Genomic DNA, 17,997 nt, shown 5'->3' with positions numbered 1-17,997 from the left:
AGTGGGGGCATGGCAGACACCGTACCTCCGCGCAAGAAAAGCAGCGCCCGCTTCATCGACATCGCGGCGCAGGCCCAGGTCAGCATCGCCACCGTCAACCGGGTGCTGAACGACCGCGGCAGCGTGTCGTTGGCCACGCGCGAAAAAGTGGTACGCGCGGCCCAGCAACTGGCCGTGCCGCGCCTGATGCCCGAGGTACACCGCGGCCTGACCCGCATCGACGTGGTGCTGGCGCGCAGCCAGACGCCGTTCTTCCAGCGCATGGAGCTGGCGCTGACCCGCTTCGTGCAGCTGCTGGACCGGCGCATCGTGGTGCACCGACACAGCTTCGCACCCGGTGACGACGAGCGCACCGCCGATTTCATCCGCCGCCCGCCCCACCCGCGCCACGGTCTGCTGCTGGCCGTGCACGACACGCCAGTGCTGCGCGCCGCGGTGCAGCAGGTGAGCCAGAAGGGTGTGCCGGTGGTCACCCTGATGAGCGACATCAGCGACCCCAGCGGCAGCCACAACGCCCTGCGCCTGCACTATGCGGGCATAGACAATCTGCACGCCGGCCGCACTGCCGGGCACTTCATGGGCCGGCTCGCCGCCACAAAAGAAGGCACCGGCGGGCGCCTGCTGGTACTGACCAACGACCTGCACTTCCGCGCCCACCGCGACCGCACGGCCGGCTTTCTGGATGCGCTGCAAGAGAAATTCCCCGCCCTCACCTGCCTGCCCGTCACCCCTTGTTTTGATGACACCGACCAGGTGTTCCAGGCGGTAGACGCGGCGCTGAAGCAAGGCGGCCTGGCCGGCATTTACCATAGCGGCGCCGGCTCGGCCGGCATCTACCAGGCGCTGCAGCGCCACGGCTGCACGGGCCAGGTCGTGTGGATTGGGCATGAGCTGTCGGACGAGCACCGCCGCTGGCTCAAGCTCGGCGTGATGGACCTGGTGATCGACCAGGACCCCGACGGCCAGGTGATGTCGGGCATGCAGCACCTGCTGTTTGAAAACAAATGGCTGGACCAGAAACCGCCCGTTGGCCCCAACGAGTTCCGCCTGTTCTGCGCCGAAAACCTGCCCAGCCAGCCCTACCTGCCCAGCAGCGGATTGCTACCAAATAAATAGCTACCCGCGCAGGTAGTACCTGCGCTAGAGGCGGTTTTTCTTTAAGCCACCTGGCCGTTGGGTGTGGTGGCCTGGTAGGGAAGCTCCAGCGTGTAGGCCAGGGCAATGAACAGGCTTTGCGCCAGGCCCATGGTGCTGTTGAGCGAGCGGAAGCCGAAGGTGGAGTTGTCCTGCACCACCAGCGAGGCCTGTGCCAGTTTGGCCAGCGGGCTCATGCGGCTGTCGGTGATGGCGATCAGGCGCGCACCGCGCTCCACCGCCATTTTGGCCACGCCTATGGTTTCTTCGGCATAGGGAGAGAACGAGATCGCCAGCATCACATCGCCCTTGCGCACCGAGCGCATCTGGCCCAGGTGCATGCTGCCCAGGCCCGACACCAGGCCTACCCGCTTGTCGGTGTGCTGCAAGGCGTAGTCCAGGTACACCGCCACCGGAAACGAGCGGCGCGACGCTGCGATCCAGATGCAGTCGCTCTCCACCAGCAGGTCCACCGCCTTCTTGAAAGTGGGGCCGTGCAGGCTGGCCTGCAGCTCCTGCATGCCGGCGATGCTGCCGGCTAAAAATTCATTGGCAATCTCAATGCTGGACAGGCTGCCCGCGCCCGACTCGATGGCGTCGCGGATGCGCGTCTTGTAGTTGCGTGCTGGCGCCAACTGGCGCGACAGGCCTTCACGGAAGATGGCCTGCATTTCCGAAAAGCCCGAGAAGCCAAAGTGCTTGGCAAAGCGCACCACCGCCGAGGGCTGCACGCTGCACTGCTGCGCCACCTGCTGGATGCCGTCCAGCCCGATGTGGTGGCGGTTCTGTTCGACGTGGCGCGCGATCACCTTGAGCTGCTTGCTCAGGGCGTCGTACTCGCCGGTGATGCGCTTGATCAGCTGGTCAACGCTGAGCTTGGGAACGGTGTCAACGGCCATGGTGGTGTGCGCTTGTGAAAGAGTCCATCTTAACCAAAGAATTAATTTTCATAAAAAATTAGAAATAGAAAATTTTTACCTTTTTCACACGCATGCTTCCTATAATTCAGCCTGAGAACGTGTCTGCGATTTATTTGGGGCCGCGTTGGGGAGCAATCGGGATGAGTTGGCTGTCAGCGCCTGCAGCATGGGCTCCCTGCCCATGCAAGGGTGATGGCGGACAAATCGCCCGATTTCTCCCCAACCCGCAGGGCAGCTGCCTTTTCGGGCAGTCTGGGGCGTTGCGACTCTTGCCAATAGCCGGGCTATTGGCGGCGAGCCGCGCCTACCAGCCCCTCCCGAAAAGGCAGTTGCGCGGCCCCAAATAAATCGCAGACACGTTCTGAATATAACGAGACAGCTCTCCATGCAAACCCTTGATCGTACGTCCATGGTCATCGTCGGCGCAGGCCATTGCGGTGGCCGCACCGCCCAGGCGCTGCGCAGCGCTGGCTGGGCCGGCACCATCCATCTGGTGGGCGATGAACCGCACGCACCCTATGAACGCCCGCCCCTCTCCAAAGACCTGCTGACCGGCGACAAAACGGCGACTGCTTGCGCCCTGCATTCCGACGAAGACTGGGCGAATTTACAAATAACGCGCCATGTCGCGCAGGTGACGGCCATCCACCCCGCAGACCATTGCATCACGCTGAGCAACGGCGAAGTGCTGGGCTACCAGTCGCTGCTGCTGGCCCACGGCGGCAAGGTGCGCACACTGACCATCCCTGGGGGCGATCTGCCCGAGGTGCTGACCCTGCGCAATCTGGGCGATGCCGCCGCACTGGCGCAACGCTTGCAGCCGGGCAAGCGCCTGCTGGTGGTGGGCGGTGGCTTCATCGGACTGGAAGTGGCGGCCTCGGCACGCAAGCTGGGCTGCGAAGTCACCGTGGTCGAAGGCGCGCCGCGCCTGATGGGCCGCGCCGTGCCCGAGCCCGTGGCCGAACGCGCCCTGGCCCTGCACCGCACCCAGGGCGTGCGTGTGCTGCTGGGCGCCAGCCCGCAAAGTATTGAACGCACGGCCGATGGCGTACGCATGCTGCTGGCCGACGGCACGCAGCTGGATGCCGACACGGTATTGGCCGGCATCGGCATCGAGCCGCACCTGGGTCTGGCCAAAGCGGCCGGCCTGGCGGTGGGGCGCGGCATCCAGGTGGATGCGCAGCTGCACACCAGCGCGCCCGGCATCTTTGCGGCCGGTGACGTGGCCGAATTCCCCAGCGCGCTGTCCAACCAGCTGATACGCCAGGAGACCTGGCACAACGCCGAAACACAGGCTGGCATTGCCGCGCAGAACATGCTGGGCGGCAATACCAGCTACACCAGCCTGCCCTGGTTCTGGTCCGACCAGTACCACTACCAGCTGCAGGTGGTGGGCGAGCCGGCCCTGGCCGCCACGTCGGCTACGCGCGCACTGGAAGACGATGGCCTGGTGATCTTCTACCTGGACGCCACGCAGCGCATCGTCGGTGCCTGCGGCTGGGGCGAAACCAGCCGCGTCGCCAAGGAATTGAAGCTGGCCCGCACCCTGGTGGAGAAAGGCGTCAGCGCCTCCGCCGAAGCACTTGCCGACCCCGCCACCAAATTAAAAGCCTTGCTCAAATAATGCCAGCTAACACCCTCTTGCCCATCGGCATCAATATCGATGGTGTGCTGGTCCACGACGGCCTGCCCACGCCCGACGCCGCGACACGCTTTGCCTGGATACGCGACAGCGGCGCTTTTGATTACATCGAGAAGAACCACAACCCCGCCGAAGACTTCGCACCCTACTTCGACCTGGTGGCCGAATACGGTGTGCCGATTGGCGTGTTCGGCGGCATCTTCTGCGCCGGGCGCGACGAGGAACGCATGCGCTGGTGCCTGGCCACCGGCGGCAAGCTGGGCGCCAAGCTGTGCAATATGCAGCTGTTCTCGCGCCATGCCGACGGCAGCACCTTGAGCGACCAACAGGTGGCCGACTTCTTTCTGGACGCCATGGAACATGGCGCGCCGGCCCATTGCCTGCCCAGCCTGGAAGTGCACATCGACATGTGGAACGAACAGTTCCACCGCGTGGAACGTGTGGCCGAGCTGCTGGCGCGCCGCCACGTGCCGCTGCGCATCACGCTGGACCATTCGCACCAGATCTTCAAGATCAACAACCCGCAGGAGCTGGCCCTCAGCGGCCTGAGCAACGCAGCCGACGGTGGCCACAAAGAGGTGCTGGCCCTGTACAAGCTGTGGCTGGAATCCGGCTGGGTGGTGCATGCCCACACCCGCAGCGTCGCCACCTGCGTGCCGCATAACAAAGCAATGGAACGCGCGCCCGGCCTGCCTGGCCGCGCCGTGCAGTACCCGTTCATCCAGCCGCCGCCCGGTACTTTCCACAGCGCCTGGCGCGCCGAAGAACTGGAGCCGTGGAAACAAGCCGTGCGCGAGCTGCTGGCCTGGATGCACGCCCACCCAGACCGTGCGCCGCAACGCATCAGCTGCGAGTTCATCCCCTTCCCCGACTACGGCGGTGGTGGACGCTATTCGATCTGGGACAACAACATCGCCTGCGCCAACTGGCTGCGCGAGGAATGGGCGAAACTTCAAGCTAAATAGGCCGCCAGCGCCGGTACTACCAGCGCTGGCAGCTATATTTACCATAGCACAATAAAGCTCACCAGCCAGAGGAGTAATTGGCCATCGATCTTCTGAAAGGTGCTGGATAGCCGCTTGGTGCCTGCTGCCGGCCTTTGGCTTGTTGCGAAGAAAACCCTGCTCCACAGGCGCGCTGCCAGCAATCTCATTCCACTTCCAGATCAATCCGAATATGTCGTTGCTTCGCCTTGCCGCGGCAAACCACCGTCTGCAGCTTCGCGCCTAATCTCGTATTGATCTGGAAATGGAATCACTCAGCGCAGTTCAGCATCCACTGGACACCGAAACGATCGGTCAATTTGCCGTAGTAGCCACCCCAGGCCTGGATGCCTAAGGGGGTTGTGATGGTCCCGCCCGCACCCAGGGCCTGGAATAGCCGGTTCGTGGAGTCTCGGTCGTCCATCGCCAGCAAGTGTGCGGAGCCCCGCATCGGCTCGGCGTCATCGTTATCCGAGGCGTAGAAGAGCAGACCGGGCCCTTCGAACTTGGCGTGCATGACCTTGCCGCGCATGGCCTCGTTCTTCACAGGCATGCCATCGACTCCGTAGCGCAGCACCTCGACGACACGGCCAAGACCGCACTGCGTATAGAACGCCAAAGCCTGGTCACAGCAGGTGGTGAAGAACAAATAGTTCGAAAGTTGCATGATCGTTTACCTGGATGTGAGCGTGGTTACGACGCCGCCCCTTGACCGAGTTGCGCATTGGTGAGGGCCAACCCGGCAATGCCCCAGGCCCCGTCCACCGCATGTACCACGTTGACCCATATGCGCTCCTTTGGGTGCTGAGCGCCAGACAGCTCATGGATGATGTTTGTGGCCTCTTCGATGTAGCCGACTTGCACCTCCCGGCTGGCGAACACAAAGGATGGGACCTTCCATTCAACGAAGGCCACAGAGGCCTCCTTGGACCCGGAATACGTGTGCTCCTTCGGCAAGACGTGGATCGAGCCAACGATGTTGGGCGTCATCGCCTTGTTTCCAGCCAGGCCGTGCCACTTGAGCATGGCATCGGACAGGCGGCTGAAGGCGACTTTTTCCTGGCCTTTGGGGAGAACGCCCTCGGTAAGGGTGAGCGTAAGTGGCATAGGTACTCCAAATAGAAAGAACGGCGTCGACCCATGCGCTGCGATCTGCAGCGCATTTCAAGTAACGATCGTTATCCAATAATACATAACGATCGTGTTTTGAACAACTACAATCGTTAGCTTCACATGGCGAAGGAGCCCCTCGTGTCAAGGTCCGAACAAAAGCTACAGACGCGGCAGCGCATCCTGGAGGGTGCAGGTCGCGGGTTTCGCAAGGCTGGATTCGGCGGTATCGGGGTGGACGGCCTGGCGAAGGAAGCGGGCCTGACATCGGGCGCCTTCTACGTCCATTTCGACTCCAAGGCCCACGCATTCCGAGAATCGGTCGCCCAGGGCATGGCCGAACTGAAAGGAGGCCTGCTGTACTTCCAAGAAAAACACGGCCACGCTTGGTGGCCGGAGTTTGTGCGCTTCTACCTCAGCGCCAAGCGCACCTGTGACTTGTCAGAGAGTTGCACGCTGCAAACGATGCCGTCGGAAGTGTCACGATCGGACGAAGCCTCGCGTACAACCTTTGAGGGGGCTTTGCGCGATGTTGCCCAGGCGATCGTCGATGGTCCTGCCTCACCCGGTGTACCGCGGGACATTGGCGCCGCTTGCGCCGCCCTCTCGTCGCTGGCAGGTGCCGTCACACTCGCGCGTGCCGTTGGGAATGGCGCCTTCGCGGACCAGATTGCGACAGGAACGGAACAGGCCTTGCTCGGCACGCCAGACGGAAAGTGACCCCTACCTGGGGCCCGTCGCCATGATGCACAGCCCGCATCCGCCCCTGCAGAATTTATGCAAAACAAGCCGCTAGCGCATATAGAACCTGCGCTGAGAGCTATGTTTTACATAGCATCCAAGCCACATCATCCAATTGAAAGAAGGTCTCCGGCAACGGCGCAGCCCACCTGAGGCGGCAGCACCGGATGTGGCTCAAACCTGCAGAAAGATAGTGCCGCCTTCGATCTTGGCTGGGTAGGTCTTCAGGTTCACGCACACCGGCGCACCCAGGGCGCGGCCGTCGCGGATGTCGAAGCGGCCGTTGTGCTTGGGGCACTCGATCACATGTTCCATCACCAGGCCATCACACAGGTGCACCTTCTCGTGCGTGCACAGGCCGTCGGTGGCGTAAACCTTGGCGTCAACGCGGTACACGGCGTAGCTGTGGCCCTTGTGGTCAAAGCGGATGACGTCTTCGTCGTCGATGTCGTCGAGTGCGCAAACTTCGGTCCAGGTGCTCATGCTTTTGTCTCCTGATGTTGGGAATAGGCTTGGGTTTTAGTTGCTGGCAACCGGTAGGGGCCGCACCAAATGGTGGCTGGGGTCTTGCGACTGGCGCGACAGCACGGGCCAGAACTCGGCCCAGGCCGCCCACACGCTAGGGCATGGCGTGGGGAACTGGTCTTTCACGGCCTCATGCAGCTCGGGCAGGCGGTGGTAGGGCACCATGGGGAACATGTGGTGCTCTACGTGGAAGTTCATATTCGCGTACAGCCACTGGAACACCGGGTTGGTGGCGAAGCTGCGGGTATTCAGGCGGTGGTCGTGCACGTCTTCGGCCAGACCGGCATGCTGGGTCACGTTGAAAATCTGGGGCAGCACACCACCGTAGAAGCGCGGCAGCACGATGAACATGGCCGGCAGAATGCTCTGCGTCCAGACACAGGCGGCAATCACCAGCGCAAAGATCAGCACGAAGACGCGCGAAGAGTTGATGACCTTGCGGCGTTCCGCATCCGGGATGAAGTGCGAGCCGGCTTCGGTGATATGGCCCGCGGCATGGCAGCAGATGTTGCGGATCTGGACCAAGCCGGAGCGCAGAAAGAAGAAGTCCAGCAGGATGTGCAGGCGGTTCGCCGGGCGCGGCACGGCGATCTCCGGGTCCTTGCCGACCACTACGGTGTGGGTGTGGTGGCGGGTATGGCTCCAGCGCCAGTAGTGCCCCTCATGCAGGGTCATGAAGCCAGCCAGGTGATAGAAGATTTCGTTGATCCAGCGGGTCTTGAACGGCGTGCCGTGCGATAGCTCATGCGCGCGGTGGTCGCTGGTGGCGTACAGCGTGCCGTACACCGCAAAAAACGGTATGGCCCACACAGTCCCCCAGGTGAGGTAGCCACCGATGCCACTGACCAGCATCAGGCCCAGCCACAGGCCGTAGTTCCACAGCGCGGGGCCGTCGCTGCGTTTCATTAGCGACTTGAGCAGCTTGCGGTCCACCTTGGGGGTGAACCACAGGTCGCTGACCTGGGTGTCGAATTGCTGGTTCTGCAGATCGCTCTGGGCAGTGGCTTCGCCGCGCAAGGCGTAGCGGGCGTGAGGATGTGGGCTGGACATGGTTGTCTCCTGATCTTGTGGAAATGGGGCGGATCCAAGGTCCGTCCGCAGGTGCAGCGATGGTAGTGCGCGGCCCTGTTTTTTGACATATGATGAAATCACAATGTTTCAAAACACGTCACCACAAAAGCAGGTTTGACATATATATGTCAAGACAAAAATCCACCCGCCCGACCATGCAAGACGTGGCCAAGGCCTCTGGCCACAGCCTGTCCACCGTGGACAGGGTTTTGAATGGCCGCACCACCGTGCGCGCCGACACGGCACAGCACATCCAGCAGGCGGCAGAGGCGCTGGGCTATTACGCGGTCGAGGTGATCCGAGAGCGGGTGCGCGAGGTCAAGCCCCGGCGCCGGCTGGGCTTTCTGCTGCAGCAACCGGCCACCGCCTTCTACAAAGACCTGGCACAAAGCCTGACCCAGGCCACGTCGGCTTGCCCGCTAATCCAGGGCACGGCGGTGGTCGAGTACCTGAAGAAGCAATCTCCCGAAGATGTAGCCGCGCACCTGCTGGCCCTAGGCAAACAGGTGGATGCCGTCGCCGTCGTGACGGCCGACCACCCGTTGGTCAGCGAAGCCATTGAGCAGTTGCACGCCAGCGGTGTGCCGGTGTTTGCGCTGATCTCCGACCTGAGTGCAGCCCAACGCGCTGGCTACGCCGGCCTGGACAACCGGCGCCTGGGGCGCACGGCAGCCTGGATGGTGACCCAGCTGGCCAAAGCCCCGGGGCCGGTGGCGATTTTTGTGGGTAGCCACCGCTTCCAATGCCAGGAGCTGAGCGAGATCAGCTTCCGCTCGTACGTCCGTGAACACGCGCCGGAATTTGAGCTACTGGAAACCATCCCCACGCTGGAGAGCGACGACTACAGCGAAGAACGCACGCTGGACTTGCTGCAGCGCCGGCCCGACCTGTGCGGCTTTTACGTGGGGGGCGGCGGCATTGAAGGCGTGCTGCGGGCGCTACGCAGCCACGCTGGCGCGCAGCGCCTGATCGGTGTGGCCAACGACCTGACGGCCGTCACGCGCAGCGCCTTGCTGAGCGGGCATCTGCATGCCGTGCTGTCGCACCCGCTGCCGCTGCTGTGCACGCAACTGGTGGCGCAGATGGCCGAGGCGCTGAGCCAGCCTAGTACCGGGCTGCGACAGCTGATGGTGCCCATGGACATCCAGGTGCAGCAAAGCGTGTAGCCCGGCGACAGCCTGCAAACTCAGGCCTGGATGAAAACCGTGCCGCCGTCGACCTTGGCCGGGTAGGTCTTCAGGTTCACGCACACCGGCGCACCCAGGGCGCGGCCGTCGCGGATGTCGAAGCGGCCGTTGTGCTTGGGGCACTCGATCACGTGTTCCATCACCAGGCCGTCACACAGGTGCACCTTCTCGTGCGTGCACAGGCCATCGGTGGCGTAGACCTTGTCCTCATAGCGGTACACGGCATAGCTGTGGCCGTTATGGTCAAAGCGGATGACGTCTTCGTCATCAATATCTTCCAGCGCGCAAACTTCGGTCCAGGTAGTCATGGGTTTGTCTCCTTATGGTTTTTCAGGGTGCAGATAGAGGAGCGGCGGGCAGCGGGCGCACCACGTAGTAGTGCGGGTCCTTGGCCTGCTTGAACAGCGCGGGGATGATCTCGCGGTAGGCCTCTACCGTACTCTGGTAGGTCGGCGGGCAGTCGTCCTTGATGGTTTCGTGCAGCTGCGGCAGCGCATGGAACGGCACCATGGGGAACATGTGGTGCTCCACGTGGTAGTTCATGTTCCAGTACAGAAAGCGGAACACCGGGTTCATGTAAACGGTGCGGCAGTTCTTGCGGTGGTCCAGCACGTTTTCGGGCAAGCCCGCATGCTGGGTCAGGCCGAAAAAGGTGTAGAGCCAGGTGCCGCCCATCACCGGCAGCAGGCCGAACAAGGCCAAGGGCAACCAGCTGGCGAAGTACACGGCGCTGGCGATCAACACGGCGTAAATGGCCACCCAAGCGCGGGCTTCCTTGACCATCTTGGGCCATTCCATTTCGGGTACAAAAGTCTTTTCTTCCTCGCCCAGAATGCCGCAGGCATTGCGCAGCACGCGCCACAGTTCGCGTGGGCCGGACTTGATGGAAAACAGGTTGAGCAACAAGCCAACAAAATCGGTGGGCAGCGGCACGGCGACCTCGGGGTCGCGGCCTGTCACCAGGGTGTCGGTATGGTGGCGCGCATGGCTCCACTTCCACACGCTGGGGCGGCGCAGCACCTGAAAGCAGGCCGCCTGGTACAGCACCTCGTTCATCCAGCGGGTCTTGAAGGCCGTGCCGTGGCCAGCCTCGTGCCAGCGCGAATCGGCCGGGCCGGTGTAGAGCGTGGCGTAGACAAAGAACGCCAGCCAGGCCCAGGCGGTACCCCAGGTGGCGACCAGCGCCGCACCGGCGGCAATGATCAACGCGTACCACAGCACCGTGTCGCGGATGGCCCGCGCGTCTTCACGCACCATCAACTGCTTCATGCGCGGACGCGGCACCGGACATTTGTACCAGTTGGCGTTGACCAGGCCGGCGGCCTGGGCACGCTCGCCGGCGCCGGAAATCAGGTGGTAGTCGTCTTGCGTACGGGCCCAGTTCGGGCCTGCGTAGCTGGGGGTTTCGGCAGTGGGCATGGGGATTGTCTCTCGTTATGCGGAAGCGATGGCGGATGCTAAAACCAAAGGCCCCTGGCCGTGTGATGTAAAACCTCAAAAAACATCATTTCATATCAAAATCCATCAGCCACATATGTAGAAAACTTGCATTTATGGCAAGGAATGGGATGATGCAGGCCCATGAAGACCAAAATCACCTTGACCGATGTGGCCGCTGCGGCCGGCGTCAGCACCGCCACCGTGGACCGCGTGCTGAACAGCCGCCTGCCGGTACGCGAAGGCACGGCGCTGAAAGTCATAGGCGCCGCCGAAAAGCTGGGCTACCACGCCGTCGGCCTGATGCGTGAGAGGCTGAAAGAGCGCGTGCCGGTGCGGCACCTGGGCTTTTGCCTGCAAAAGCGCAACGACCATTTCTACCAAACCCTGGCCGCTGCGCTGCAACAGGCCGTGGCCCAGAACCAGCCGGAACCCTGTGTGGCGCACATCACGTTCATGGACGCGCTGGAACCCGCAGCGATTGCCGAACAACTGCTGGCGTTGGGCAGCAAGGTGGACGCGCTGGCCATGGTCGCAGTGGACCACCCGCATGTCACCGCCGCGGTGGAGACGCTGTATGGGCAAGGCAAGCCCTGCTTCGCGCTGCTCAGCGACATCAGCGCGCCGCACCGCGCTGGCTACATCGGCCTGGACAACCGCCAGCGTGGCCGTACCGCGGCCTGGGCCATCAGCCGGCTGAACCGCCAGGCCACGGGCGAGGTCGCGGTGTTTGTTGGCAGCCACCGCTACCTGGGGCACGAGCTATCGGAAATCAGCTTTCGCTCGTACCTGCGCGAGAACGCACCCGGCTTCAAGGTGCTGGACACGCTGGTGAACCTGGAAGACCCGCAGTTGGCCTATGAAGCCACGCTGGAACTGCTGGCCAAGCACCCGGATCTGGTGGGCCTGCACCTGGCCGGTGGCGGCGGCTTCGGCGTGATCCGGGCGCTGCGCGAAGAAGCCGCTGGCCGCAAACTGGTGGTGGTCTGCAACGAGCTGAATGCCACCACCCGCGCCGCGCTGATCGACGGTGTGGTGGACCTGGTGATCCACACCCCGCAAGAGCGCCTGGCCCAGACCGCCGTGGCCCAGATGCTGGCCGCCACCCTGCCCGGCGCCAGCTACACCGGGCCACAGCAGAAGCTGCTGGCCATGGACCTGTTCACGCCGGAGAACATGGGCTAGTGCTATATAAAAAGTAGCTGCTTGCGCAGGTATCCATTGCGCTATCGGCCTATTTCATTCATAAGTTCGGGCGAAGGCAGGCGCTGCGCGAAACTGACAAAACCGTCATATAGCCGACAGCGTACGGTCGGAGGCGCTGCCTATAGTGGGATGTGCCATGAACCTACCCAACGCACATCCGCGCCCCTACCGGTCGCGCACTTTCCGCCCCACGCCTTGGCTCAGCGCCGCCGCCGTGGCCGCGCTACTCGCCGGCTGCGCCGTCGGCCCCGACTATGTACGGCCCCCGCTGGACCTGGGCAGCAACAGCAAAGAATACAAGGAAGACAGCGGCTGGAAGCCGGCGAGCCCCCAGGTGATCGATGCCAACCAGCCCTGGTGGGAGCTGTACCACGACAGCACGCTAAGCGCGCTGATGGCCCAGGCGAACCGCGCCAACCAGAACATCCTGCAGTCGGAGGCTGTGTACCGCGAAGCGCGGGCCGTTGCGGCCGCAGCCCGCTCCAGCTTCTTCCCTACCCTGGGCGCCAACGCCGGCGCCACCCGCGCGCAGACCAATAGCAGCGGCAGCGTCAAGCTGGGCGATGACTACAGCCTGGGGCTGGCCGCCAGCTGGGAGCCGGATGTATGGGGTTCGGTGCGGCGCAGCGTCGAGGCCGGCGATGCCGGCACCCAGGCCAGCGCCGCCGACCTGGCCGGCGCGCGCCTGAGCATCCAGTCCACCCTGGCACAGGACTACATGCAGGTGCGCGCCATCGACCTGCAACGCAAGCTCTACGCCGCCACCACCGAGGCCTATGCCAAATCGCTGGAGCTGACCCAACACCAGTATGCGGCCGGCGTGGTGCTGCGCTCCGACGTGGCGCTGGCGCAAAGCCAGCTGGCCCAGGCGCAGGCCCAGGGTGTGGACCTGGACGCCCAGCGCACGCAGCTGGAACATGCGATTGCGGTGCTGACCGGGCAGACGCCCTCCAGCTTTACCCTGGCGCCCATCGACACCCGCGAGGGCGTGCACCTGGCCATACCGGTGGTACCGCCCGGCCTGCCGTCCACATTGCTGGAGCGCCGCCCCGACATTGCCGGTGCCGAGCGCCGCATGCGCCAGGCCAATGCCAACATCGGTGTGGCCCAGGCCGCCTTCTATCCGCAGATCACGCTCAGCGCCAGCGGCGGCTTCAGCAGCGCCACCATCGGCGCGCTGTTCGACACGCCCAGCCGGGTCTTCTCTCTGGGGGCGGCCCTGGCCCAGACGGTGTTCGACGGCGGTTTGCGCCGCGCGCACAGCGACCAGGCGATTGCCAGCTTTGACGCCAGCGTGGCGCAGTACAAACAGACCGTGCTCAGCGGCTTTCAGCAGGTCGAGGACAACCTTGCCACCCTGCGCCTGCTGGAGCAGGAGGCCGCACTCCAGGCCAAAGCCGTCGAGGCCGCACAGCTGTCCGAGCGCCTGGCCCTGGACCAGTACCGTGCCGGCACGGCCACCTACCTCAGCGTGGTGACAGCGCAAACCCTGTCGCTGAGCAACCAGCGCACTGCCGCCCAGCTGCTCGGCCGCCAGTTGGTCGCCAGCGTGGCGCTGATCGCCGCCACCGGCGGCGGCTGGAGCACCGCCGACCTGTCCACCCCATCCACCACCGCATCGAACCCCACAGCTGGTTCAGGAAGCTGACGCCATGACGACTACCACTCCCCCCTCTCAACACGCTCAACGCTTCCAACGCCGTCCGATCTGGATTGCGGCCACTGCCGTTCTGATCCTGGGCGCGGGCACCGCCTGGTCCCTGCACCACACGGCGTTTGCCGCCAAGCTGGATACCGCCGTGAAGACGCCGCCGGTGCAGGTAACCACCGCCCGCGTGCAGCAGCAGGACGTGCAGGTCTACCGTGCCGGCATAGGCTCCGTCAGCTCGATGGCGACGGTTACCGTCAAAGCCCGCATCGACGGCCAGCTCGACAAGGTGGGCTTCAGCGAAGGCCAGGACGTGAAGGCCGGCCAGTTGCTGGCGCAGCTGGACCCGCGCACCTTGCAAGCCCAGTTGGCCCAGGCCCAGGCCACCCGCGCCAAGGACCAGGCCCAGCTGGCGAATGCCCGCACCGACCTGGCACGCTACGCCACCTTGATCGCACAAGACGCCGCCACCCAGCAGCAGCTGGACACGCAGAAGGCGCTGGTCGCGCAACTTGAGGCCGCGGTGCAGACCGACAACGCCGCCGTGCAGTACGCCGAGGTGCAGCTGAGCTTCACCCGCATCACCTCGCCTATCAGCGGGCGCGTGGGTGCGCGCCTGGTGGACCCGGGCAACATCGTGCACGCGGCGGACGCCACCGGCCTGGTCGTCATCAACCAGATCGACCCGATCGCGGTGCAGTTCACCCTGCCGGAAGAAGCCGTGCAGGACATCAACCGCGCGCAGAACGCCAGCAAGCAGCCGCTGGGTGTGGTGGCCTATGACCGCAGCGGCAGCAATATGCTGGGCAGCGGCAAGCTGATCCTGATGAACAACCAGATCGACACCACCACCGGCACGGTGCAGCTCAAGGGCAGCTTCGCCAACCCCACATACAGCCTGTGGCCGGGCCAGTTCGTCAACGTACGGCTGCAGCTGGGGCAACGCCAGAATGCGCTGACCGTGCCCGCCGCCGCTGTGCAGCGCAGCCAGGACGGCACCTATGTGTGGACTGTGGGCGATGACAGCACCGTGGCCAACACCCCCGTGCACGTGGCGCAGATTGCCGACGGCGTGGCCGTGGTCGACAAGGGCCTAAGTGCCGGCCAGCGCGTGGTGGTCGATGGCCAGTACAAGCTGAAAGTGGGCGTGGGCATCATCGAGCCGACCAAGGCTGCGGCCAAGCCATCCACCACGGTGGCAGGGAGCTGAAATTGAGCATTTCTGCTGCCTTCATCAAACGCCCCATCGGCACCACGCTGCTGGCGATTGCCCTGCTGCTCATCGGTGCGGCGGTGTTCCCATTGCTGCCGGTGGCTCCCCTGCCGCAGGTGGACTTTCCCACCATCCAGGTATCCGCCAGCTTGCCGGGCGCCAGCCCGGAGACCATGGCGTCCAACGTGGCGCAGCCGCTGGAGCGGCAGTTCTCGCTGATCGCCGGCCTGTCGCAAATGACCTCCACCAGCGGCCTGGGCTCGACCCAGATCACGCTGCAGTTTGACCTGGACCGCAGCATCGACGCCGCGGCGCTGGACGTGCAGGCGGCCATCAATGCGTCCAGCGGGCAATTGCCGGCGACGCTGCCAAGCCCGCCGACATTCCGCAAGGTGAACCCGGCGGACTCGCCGATCCTGATCCTGGCTGTGCAGTCCAAAACCTTGCCGCTGACCGAGGTGAATGACTATGCCGACAACATCCTGGCGCAGCAAATCTCGCAGATCTCCGGCGTGGGCCTGGTCAACATCGGTGGCGTACAAAAGCCGGCCGTGCGGGTGCAGCTGGACCCGGCCAAGCTGGCCGCGCTGGGCCTGGGCCTGGAGGACGTGCGCACGGTGCTGGCATCGGCCACGGCCAACCAGCCCAAGGGCACGATAGACGGGCCGAACCAGAGCTTTACCGTCTATACCAACGACCAGATTCTGAAGTCCGGCCCCTGGAACGACGTGATCCTGGCCTACCGCAACGGCGCCCCCATCCGCGTGCGCGACCTGGGCGTGGCAGTGGACGGCCCCGAGAACGCCAAGATCGCCGGCTGGGCCTATGCAGGTGCTGCCGCACCGGTGGGCAACACCGTGCAAAACGGCCGCTCCATCGTGCTGGCCATTACCAAGCAGCCCGGCGCCAACGTGATCGAGACAGTAGACCGCATCAACGCGGCCCTGCCCAAACTCAAGGCTTCCATCCCCCCCACGGTAGAGGTCAACGCCATCATCGACCGCACCGAGACCATCCGGGCCTCGGTGAAAGACGTGGAATTCACCCTGCTGCTGACGATTGCTCTGGTGGTGCTGGTGATCTTCGTGTTCCTGCGCAATGTGCCGGCCACGCTGATCCCCAGCGTGACCGTGCCGCTGGCGCTGATGGGCACCGTGGGTGTGATGTACCTGCTGGGCTATAGCCTGGACAACCTGTCGCTGATGGCGCTGACCATTGCGGTGGGCTTTGTGGTGGACGATGCCATCGTGATGATGGAGAACATCTACCGCTACATCGAAGAAGGCATGACGCCGATGGAGGCCGCCTACAAGGGCGCGGGCGAAATCGGCTTCACCATCATCTCCATCTCGGTGTCGCTGATCGCTGTGTTCATCCCGCTGCTGCTGATGGGCGGCATCGTCGGGCGGCTGTTCCGCGAATTCGCTGTCACGGTAACGCTGACCATCTTGGTGTCGGTGGTGGTGTCACTCACGCTCACCCCCATGCTGTGCTCGCGCTTTTTGAAGAACGAACATGCCAGCAAGCATGGCCGTCTGTATATGTTGTTTGAACGCGGCTTTGACGCGCTGCTGAACGGCTACAAGCGCGGCCTGCACCTGGTGCTCAGGCACCAGTTCCTCACCCTGTGCGGCTTCATCGCCACCGTGGTGGCCACCGGCTTTCTGTTCTTCATCATTCCCAAGGGCTTCTTCCCGCAGCAGGACACCGGCTTTATCTCGGGCTTTGCGGAATCCGCACAAGACGCATCGTTTCAGTCCATGAACGCCCGCATGGTCGAGCTGGCCGACGTGGTGCGACGCGACCCGGATGTCGCCGGCTTCGGCATGAACGGCAGCTCGTCCACCTACAACACCGGCAACTTCTACATCGGGCTCAAATCCAAGGAAGCCGGTCGGGAGACCAGTGCCGACCAGATCATCGCCCGGTTGCGTCCGCAGCTGGCCAAGATACAGGGCGTAAACCTGTTCCTGCAGGCAGGGCAGGACATCCGCGTGGGCGGCCGCTCGTCGCGCACGCAGTACCAGTACACCGTGACCGATGCGAACCTGGACGAGCTCAACACCTGGGCGCCCAAGCTGCTGCAGCGCCTGCGCCAGCTGCCCGAGCTGACCGACCTGGCCTCTGACCAGCAGAACGCCGCAGCGTCCGCCGTGCTGACCATTGACCGCGACCGCGCTGCCAGCTTCGGCATCACGCCGACAACCATCGACGCCACGCTGTACGACGCCATCGGCCAACGCCAGGTGGCCCAGTACTTCACCCAGCTCAACAGCTACCACGTGGTGCTGGAAGTCACGCCGGCCATGCAGCAAGACCCGGCGCTGTTCAGCAAGCTGTACCTGAACTCGCCGCTGACCGGCCAACAGGTGCCGCTGTCGACCTTTGTGAAGGTAGACACCAGCAAGACCGCCTACCTGGCGATCAACCACCAGGGCCAGTTCCCGGCGGTGACGATCTCCTTCAACCTGGCGCCGGGCCATGCCCTGGGCGAGGCAGTGAATGCCATCAACCAGGCGCAGGCCGAGATGGGCTTGCCGCAGTCGCTGTCGGGCGCGTTCCAGGGTACGGCGCAGGCCTTCCAGGACTCGCTGGCCTCGCAGCCCTACCTGATCGCCGCGGCGCTGGTGGCGGTGTACATCGTGCTGGGCCTGCTGTATGAGAGCTACATCCATCCGCTGACGATTCTGTCCACCCTGCCCTCGGCCGGCGTGGGTGCGCTGCTGATCCTGATGGCCGGTGGCTACGACCTGAGCGTGATCGCGCTGATCGGCATCATCCTGCTGATCGGCATCGTGAAGAAGAACGGCATCATGATGATCGACTTCGCGCTGAAAGCCGAGCGCGAGCACGGCATGGAGCCGCAAGAGGCCATCTACCAAGCCTGCCTGCTGCGCTTTAGGCCCATCATGATGACCACCATGTGCGCCCTGCTCTCCGGCCTGCCGCTGATGCTGGGCCATGGCTCGGGCTCAGAGCTGCGCCGGCCCCTGGGCTACGCCATGGTGGGCGGCCTGATCCTGTCGCAGATGCTGACGCTGTTCACCACCCCGGTGGTCTACCTCTACCTCGATCGGGCACACTATTGGTACCAGGCACGCAAGGACGCCCGGGCCGCGAAAAAGGCCGCTAAAGCTGGCGCAGAAGCATTGCCACAGCCGCAGGCCCAGGCTTAGATTT

Annotated in this window: 16 protein-coding genes; 9 read left to right on the top strand and 7 right to left on the bottom strand. The window is 64.0% G+C overall.

The features are described from left to right. The first annotated feature begins 9 nt into the window (after positions 1–9). Positions 10–1,116 (top strand): LacI family DNA-binding transcriptional regulator, encoded by a 1,107-nt coding sequence (locus tag AC07R0_RS06240; RefSeq protein WP_495104207.1) that lies wholly within the window; start codon positions 10–12, stop codon positions 1,114–1,116. A gap of 41 nt (positions 1,117–1,157) precedes the next feature. On the opposite strand, the gene AC07R0_RS06235 is transcribed toward AC07R0_RS06240, so the two are convergent. Continuing rightward, a complete protein-coding gene (locus tag AC07R0_RS06235; protein ID WP_495077187.1) occupies positions 1,158–2,033 on the bottom strand; it encodes a MurR/RpiR family transcriptional regulator in 876 nt (291 codons plus the stop codon). Between the two features lie 406 nt (positions 2,034–2,439). Here AC07R0_RS06235 and AC07R0_RS06230 point away from each other — a divergent pair, with 406 nt between their 5' ends. Both AC07R0_RS06230 and AC07R0_RS06225 read left to right on the top strand, forming a co-directional pair. After that, on the top strand, positions 2,440–3,678 hold the full coding sequence (locus AC07R0_RS06230) for an NAD(P)/FAD-dependent oxidoreductase (protein WP_495104206.1): 1,239 nt from the start codon (positions 2,440–2,442) through the stop codon (positions 3,676–3,678). After that, positions 3,678–4,661: a xylose isomerase gene (locus AC07R0_RS06225; RefSeq protein WP_495104205.1), complete on the top strand. Its 984-nt coding sequence runs from the start codon at positions 3,678–3,680 to the stop codon at positions 4,659–4,661. The genes AC07R0_RS06230 and AC07R0_RS06225 overlap by 1 nt, the downstream gene beginning before the upstream one ends. Before the next feature lie 289 nt (positions 4,662–4,950). Here the strand turns inward: AC07R0_RS06225 and AC07R0_RS06220 are convergent, their stop codons facing one another. Together AC07R0_RS06220 and AC07R0_RS06215 are read right to left on the bottom strand one after the other, a co-directional pair. Further along, on the bottom strand, positions 4,951–5,346 hold the full coding sequence (locus AC07R0_RS06220; RefSeq protein ID WP_495104204.1) for a VOC family protein: 396 nt from the start codon (positions 5,344–5,346) through the stop codon (positions 4,951–4,953). Positions 5,347–5,372: 26 nt separating this feature from the next. Continuing rightward, positions 5,373–5,786: a 4-oxalocrotonate tautomerase gene (locus AC07R0_RS06215; RefSeq protein ID WP_495104203.1), complete on the bottom strand. Its 414-nt coding sequence runs from the start codon at positions 5,784–5,786 to the stop codon at positions 5,373–5,375. Positions 5,787–5,930: 144 nt separating this feature from the next. Between AC07R0_RS06215 and AC07R0_RS06210 the strand changes: the two genes are divergently transcribed. After that, entirely contained in the window at positions 5,931–6,509 is a 579-nt protein-coding gene (locus AC07R0_RS06210) for a TetR/AcrR family transcriptional regulator (RefSeq protein WP_495104202.1), read from the top strand. 195 nt (positions 6,510–6,704) lie between these two features. On the opposite strand, the gene AC07R0_RS06205 is transcribed toward AC07R0_RS06210, so the two are convergent. Together AC07R0_RS06205 and AC07R0_RS06200 are read right to left on the bottom strand one after the other, a co-directional pair. Continuing rightward, positions 6,705–7,013 (bottom strand): MocE family 2Fe-2S type ferredoxin, encoded by a 309-nt coding sequence (locus tag AC07R0_RS06205; protein ID WP_495098046.1) that lies wholly within the window; start codon positions 7,011–7,013, stop codon positions 6,705–6,707. Between the two features lie 36 nt (positions 7,014–7,049). After that, positions 7,050–8,105 carry a fatty acid desaturase gene (locus AC07R0_RS06200; protein ID WP_495104201.1) on the bottom strand — a complete coding sequence of 352 codons (1,056 nt, stop codon included), beginning with the start codon at positions 8,103–8,105 and terminating at the stop codon, positions 7,050–7,052. Positions 8,106–8,251: 146 nt separating this feature from the next. On the opposite strand from AC07R0_RS06200, the gene AC07R0_RS06195 reads away from it, so the two are divergent. Then, positions 8,252–9,292 carry a LacI family DNA-binding transcriptional regulator gene (locus AC07R0_RS06195; protein ID WP_495104200.1) on the top strand — a complete coding sequence of 347 codons (1,041 nt, stop codon included), beginning with the start codon at positions 8,252–8,254 and terminating at the stop codon, positions 9,290–9,292. 20 nt (positions 9,293–9,312) lie between these two features. On the opposite strand, the gene AC07R0_RS06190 is transcribed toward AC07R0_RS06195, so the two are convergent. Further along, entirely contained in the window at positions 9,313–9,621 is a 309-nt protein-coding gene (locus AC07R0_RS06190) for a MocE family 2Fe-2S type ferredoxin (protein WP_495104199.1), read from the bottom strand. 22 nt (positions 9,622–9,643) lie between these two features. Next, positions 9,644–10,732, bottom strand: coding sequence for a fatty acid desaturase family protein (locus tag AC07R0_RS06185; RefSeq protein ID WP_495104198.1), 1,089 nt, complete (start codon positions 10,730–10,732; stop codon positions 9,644–9,646). Between the two features lie 162 nt (positions 10,733–10,894). Here AC07R0_RS06185 and AC07R0_RS06180 point away from each other — a divergent pair, with 162 nt between their 5' ends. From AC07R0_RS06180 to AC07R0_RS06165, 4 genes are all read left to right on the top strand, one after another. Continuing rightward, entirely contained in the window at positions 10,895–11,935 is a 1,041-nt protein-coding gene (locus AC07R0_RS06180) for a LacI family DNA-binding transcriptional regulator (RefSeq protein WP_495104197.1), read from the top strand. Positions 11,936–12,092: 157 nt separating this feature from the next. After that, complete coding sequence (locus tag AC07R0_RS06175; RefSeq protein ID WP_495104196.1) at positions 12,093–13,604, top strand: efflux transporter outer membrane subunit; 1,512 nt, start codon at positions 12,093–12,095, stop codon at positions 13,602–13,604. 4 nt (positions 13,605–13,608) lie between these two features. Next, positions 13,609–14,814, top strand: a complete 1,206-nt coding sequence (locus AC07R0_RS06170; protein WP_495104195.1) for an efflux RND transporter periplasmic adaptor subunit — start codon at positions 13,609–13,611, stop codon at positions 14,812–14,814. Between the two features lie 2 nt (positions 14,815–14,816). Beyond that, positions 14,817–17,993, top strand: coding sequence for an efflux RND transporter permease subunit (locus tag AC07R0_RS06165; protein WP_495104194.1), 3,177 nt, complete (start codon positions 14,817–14,819; stop codon positions 17,991–17,993). Positions 17,994–17,997 lie beyond the last annotated feature (4 nt).

The sequence above is a fragment of the Rhodoferax sp. GW821-FHT07F03 genome, from assembly GCF_059418745.1.
Note: the sequence above shows the minus strand (reverse complement) of the source record. Positions and strands in the feature narration are given on the sequence as shown.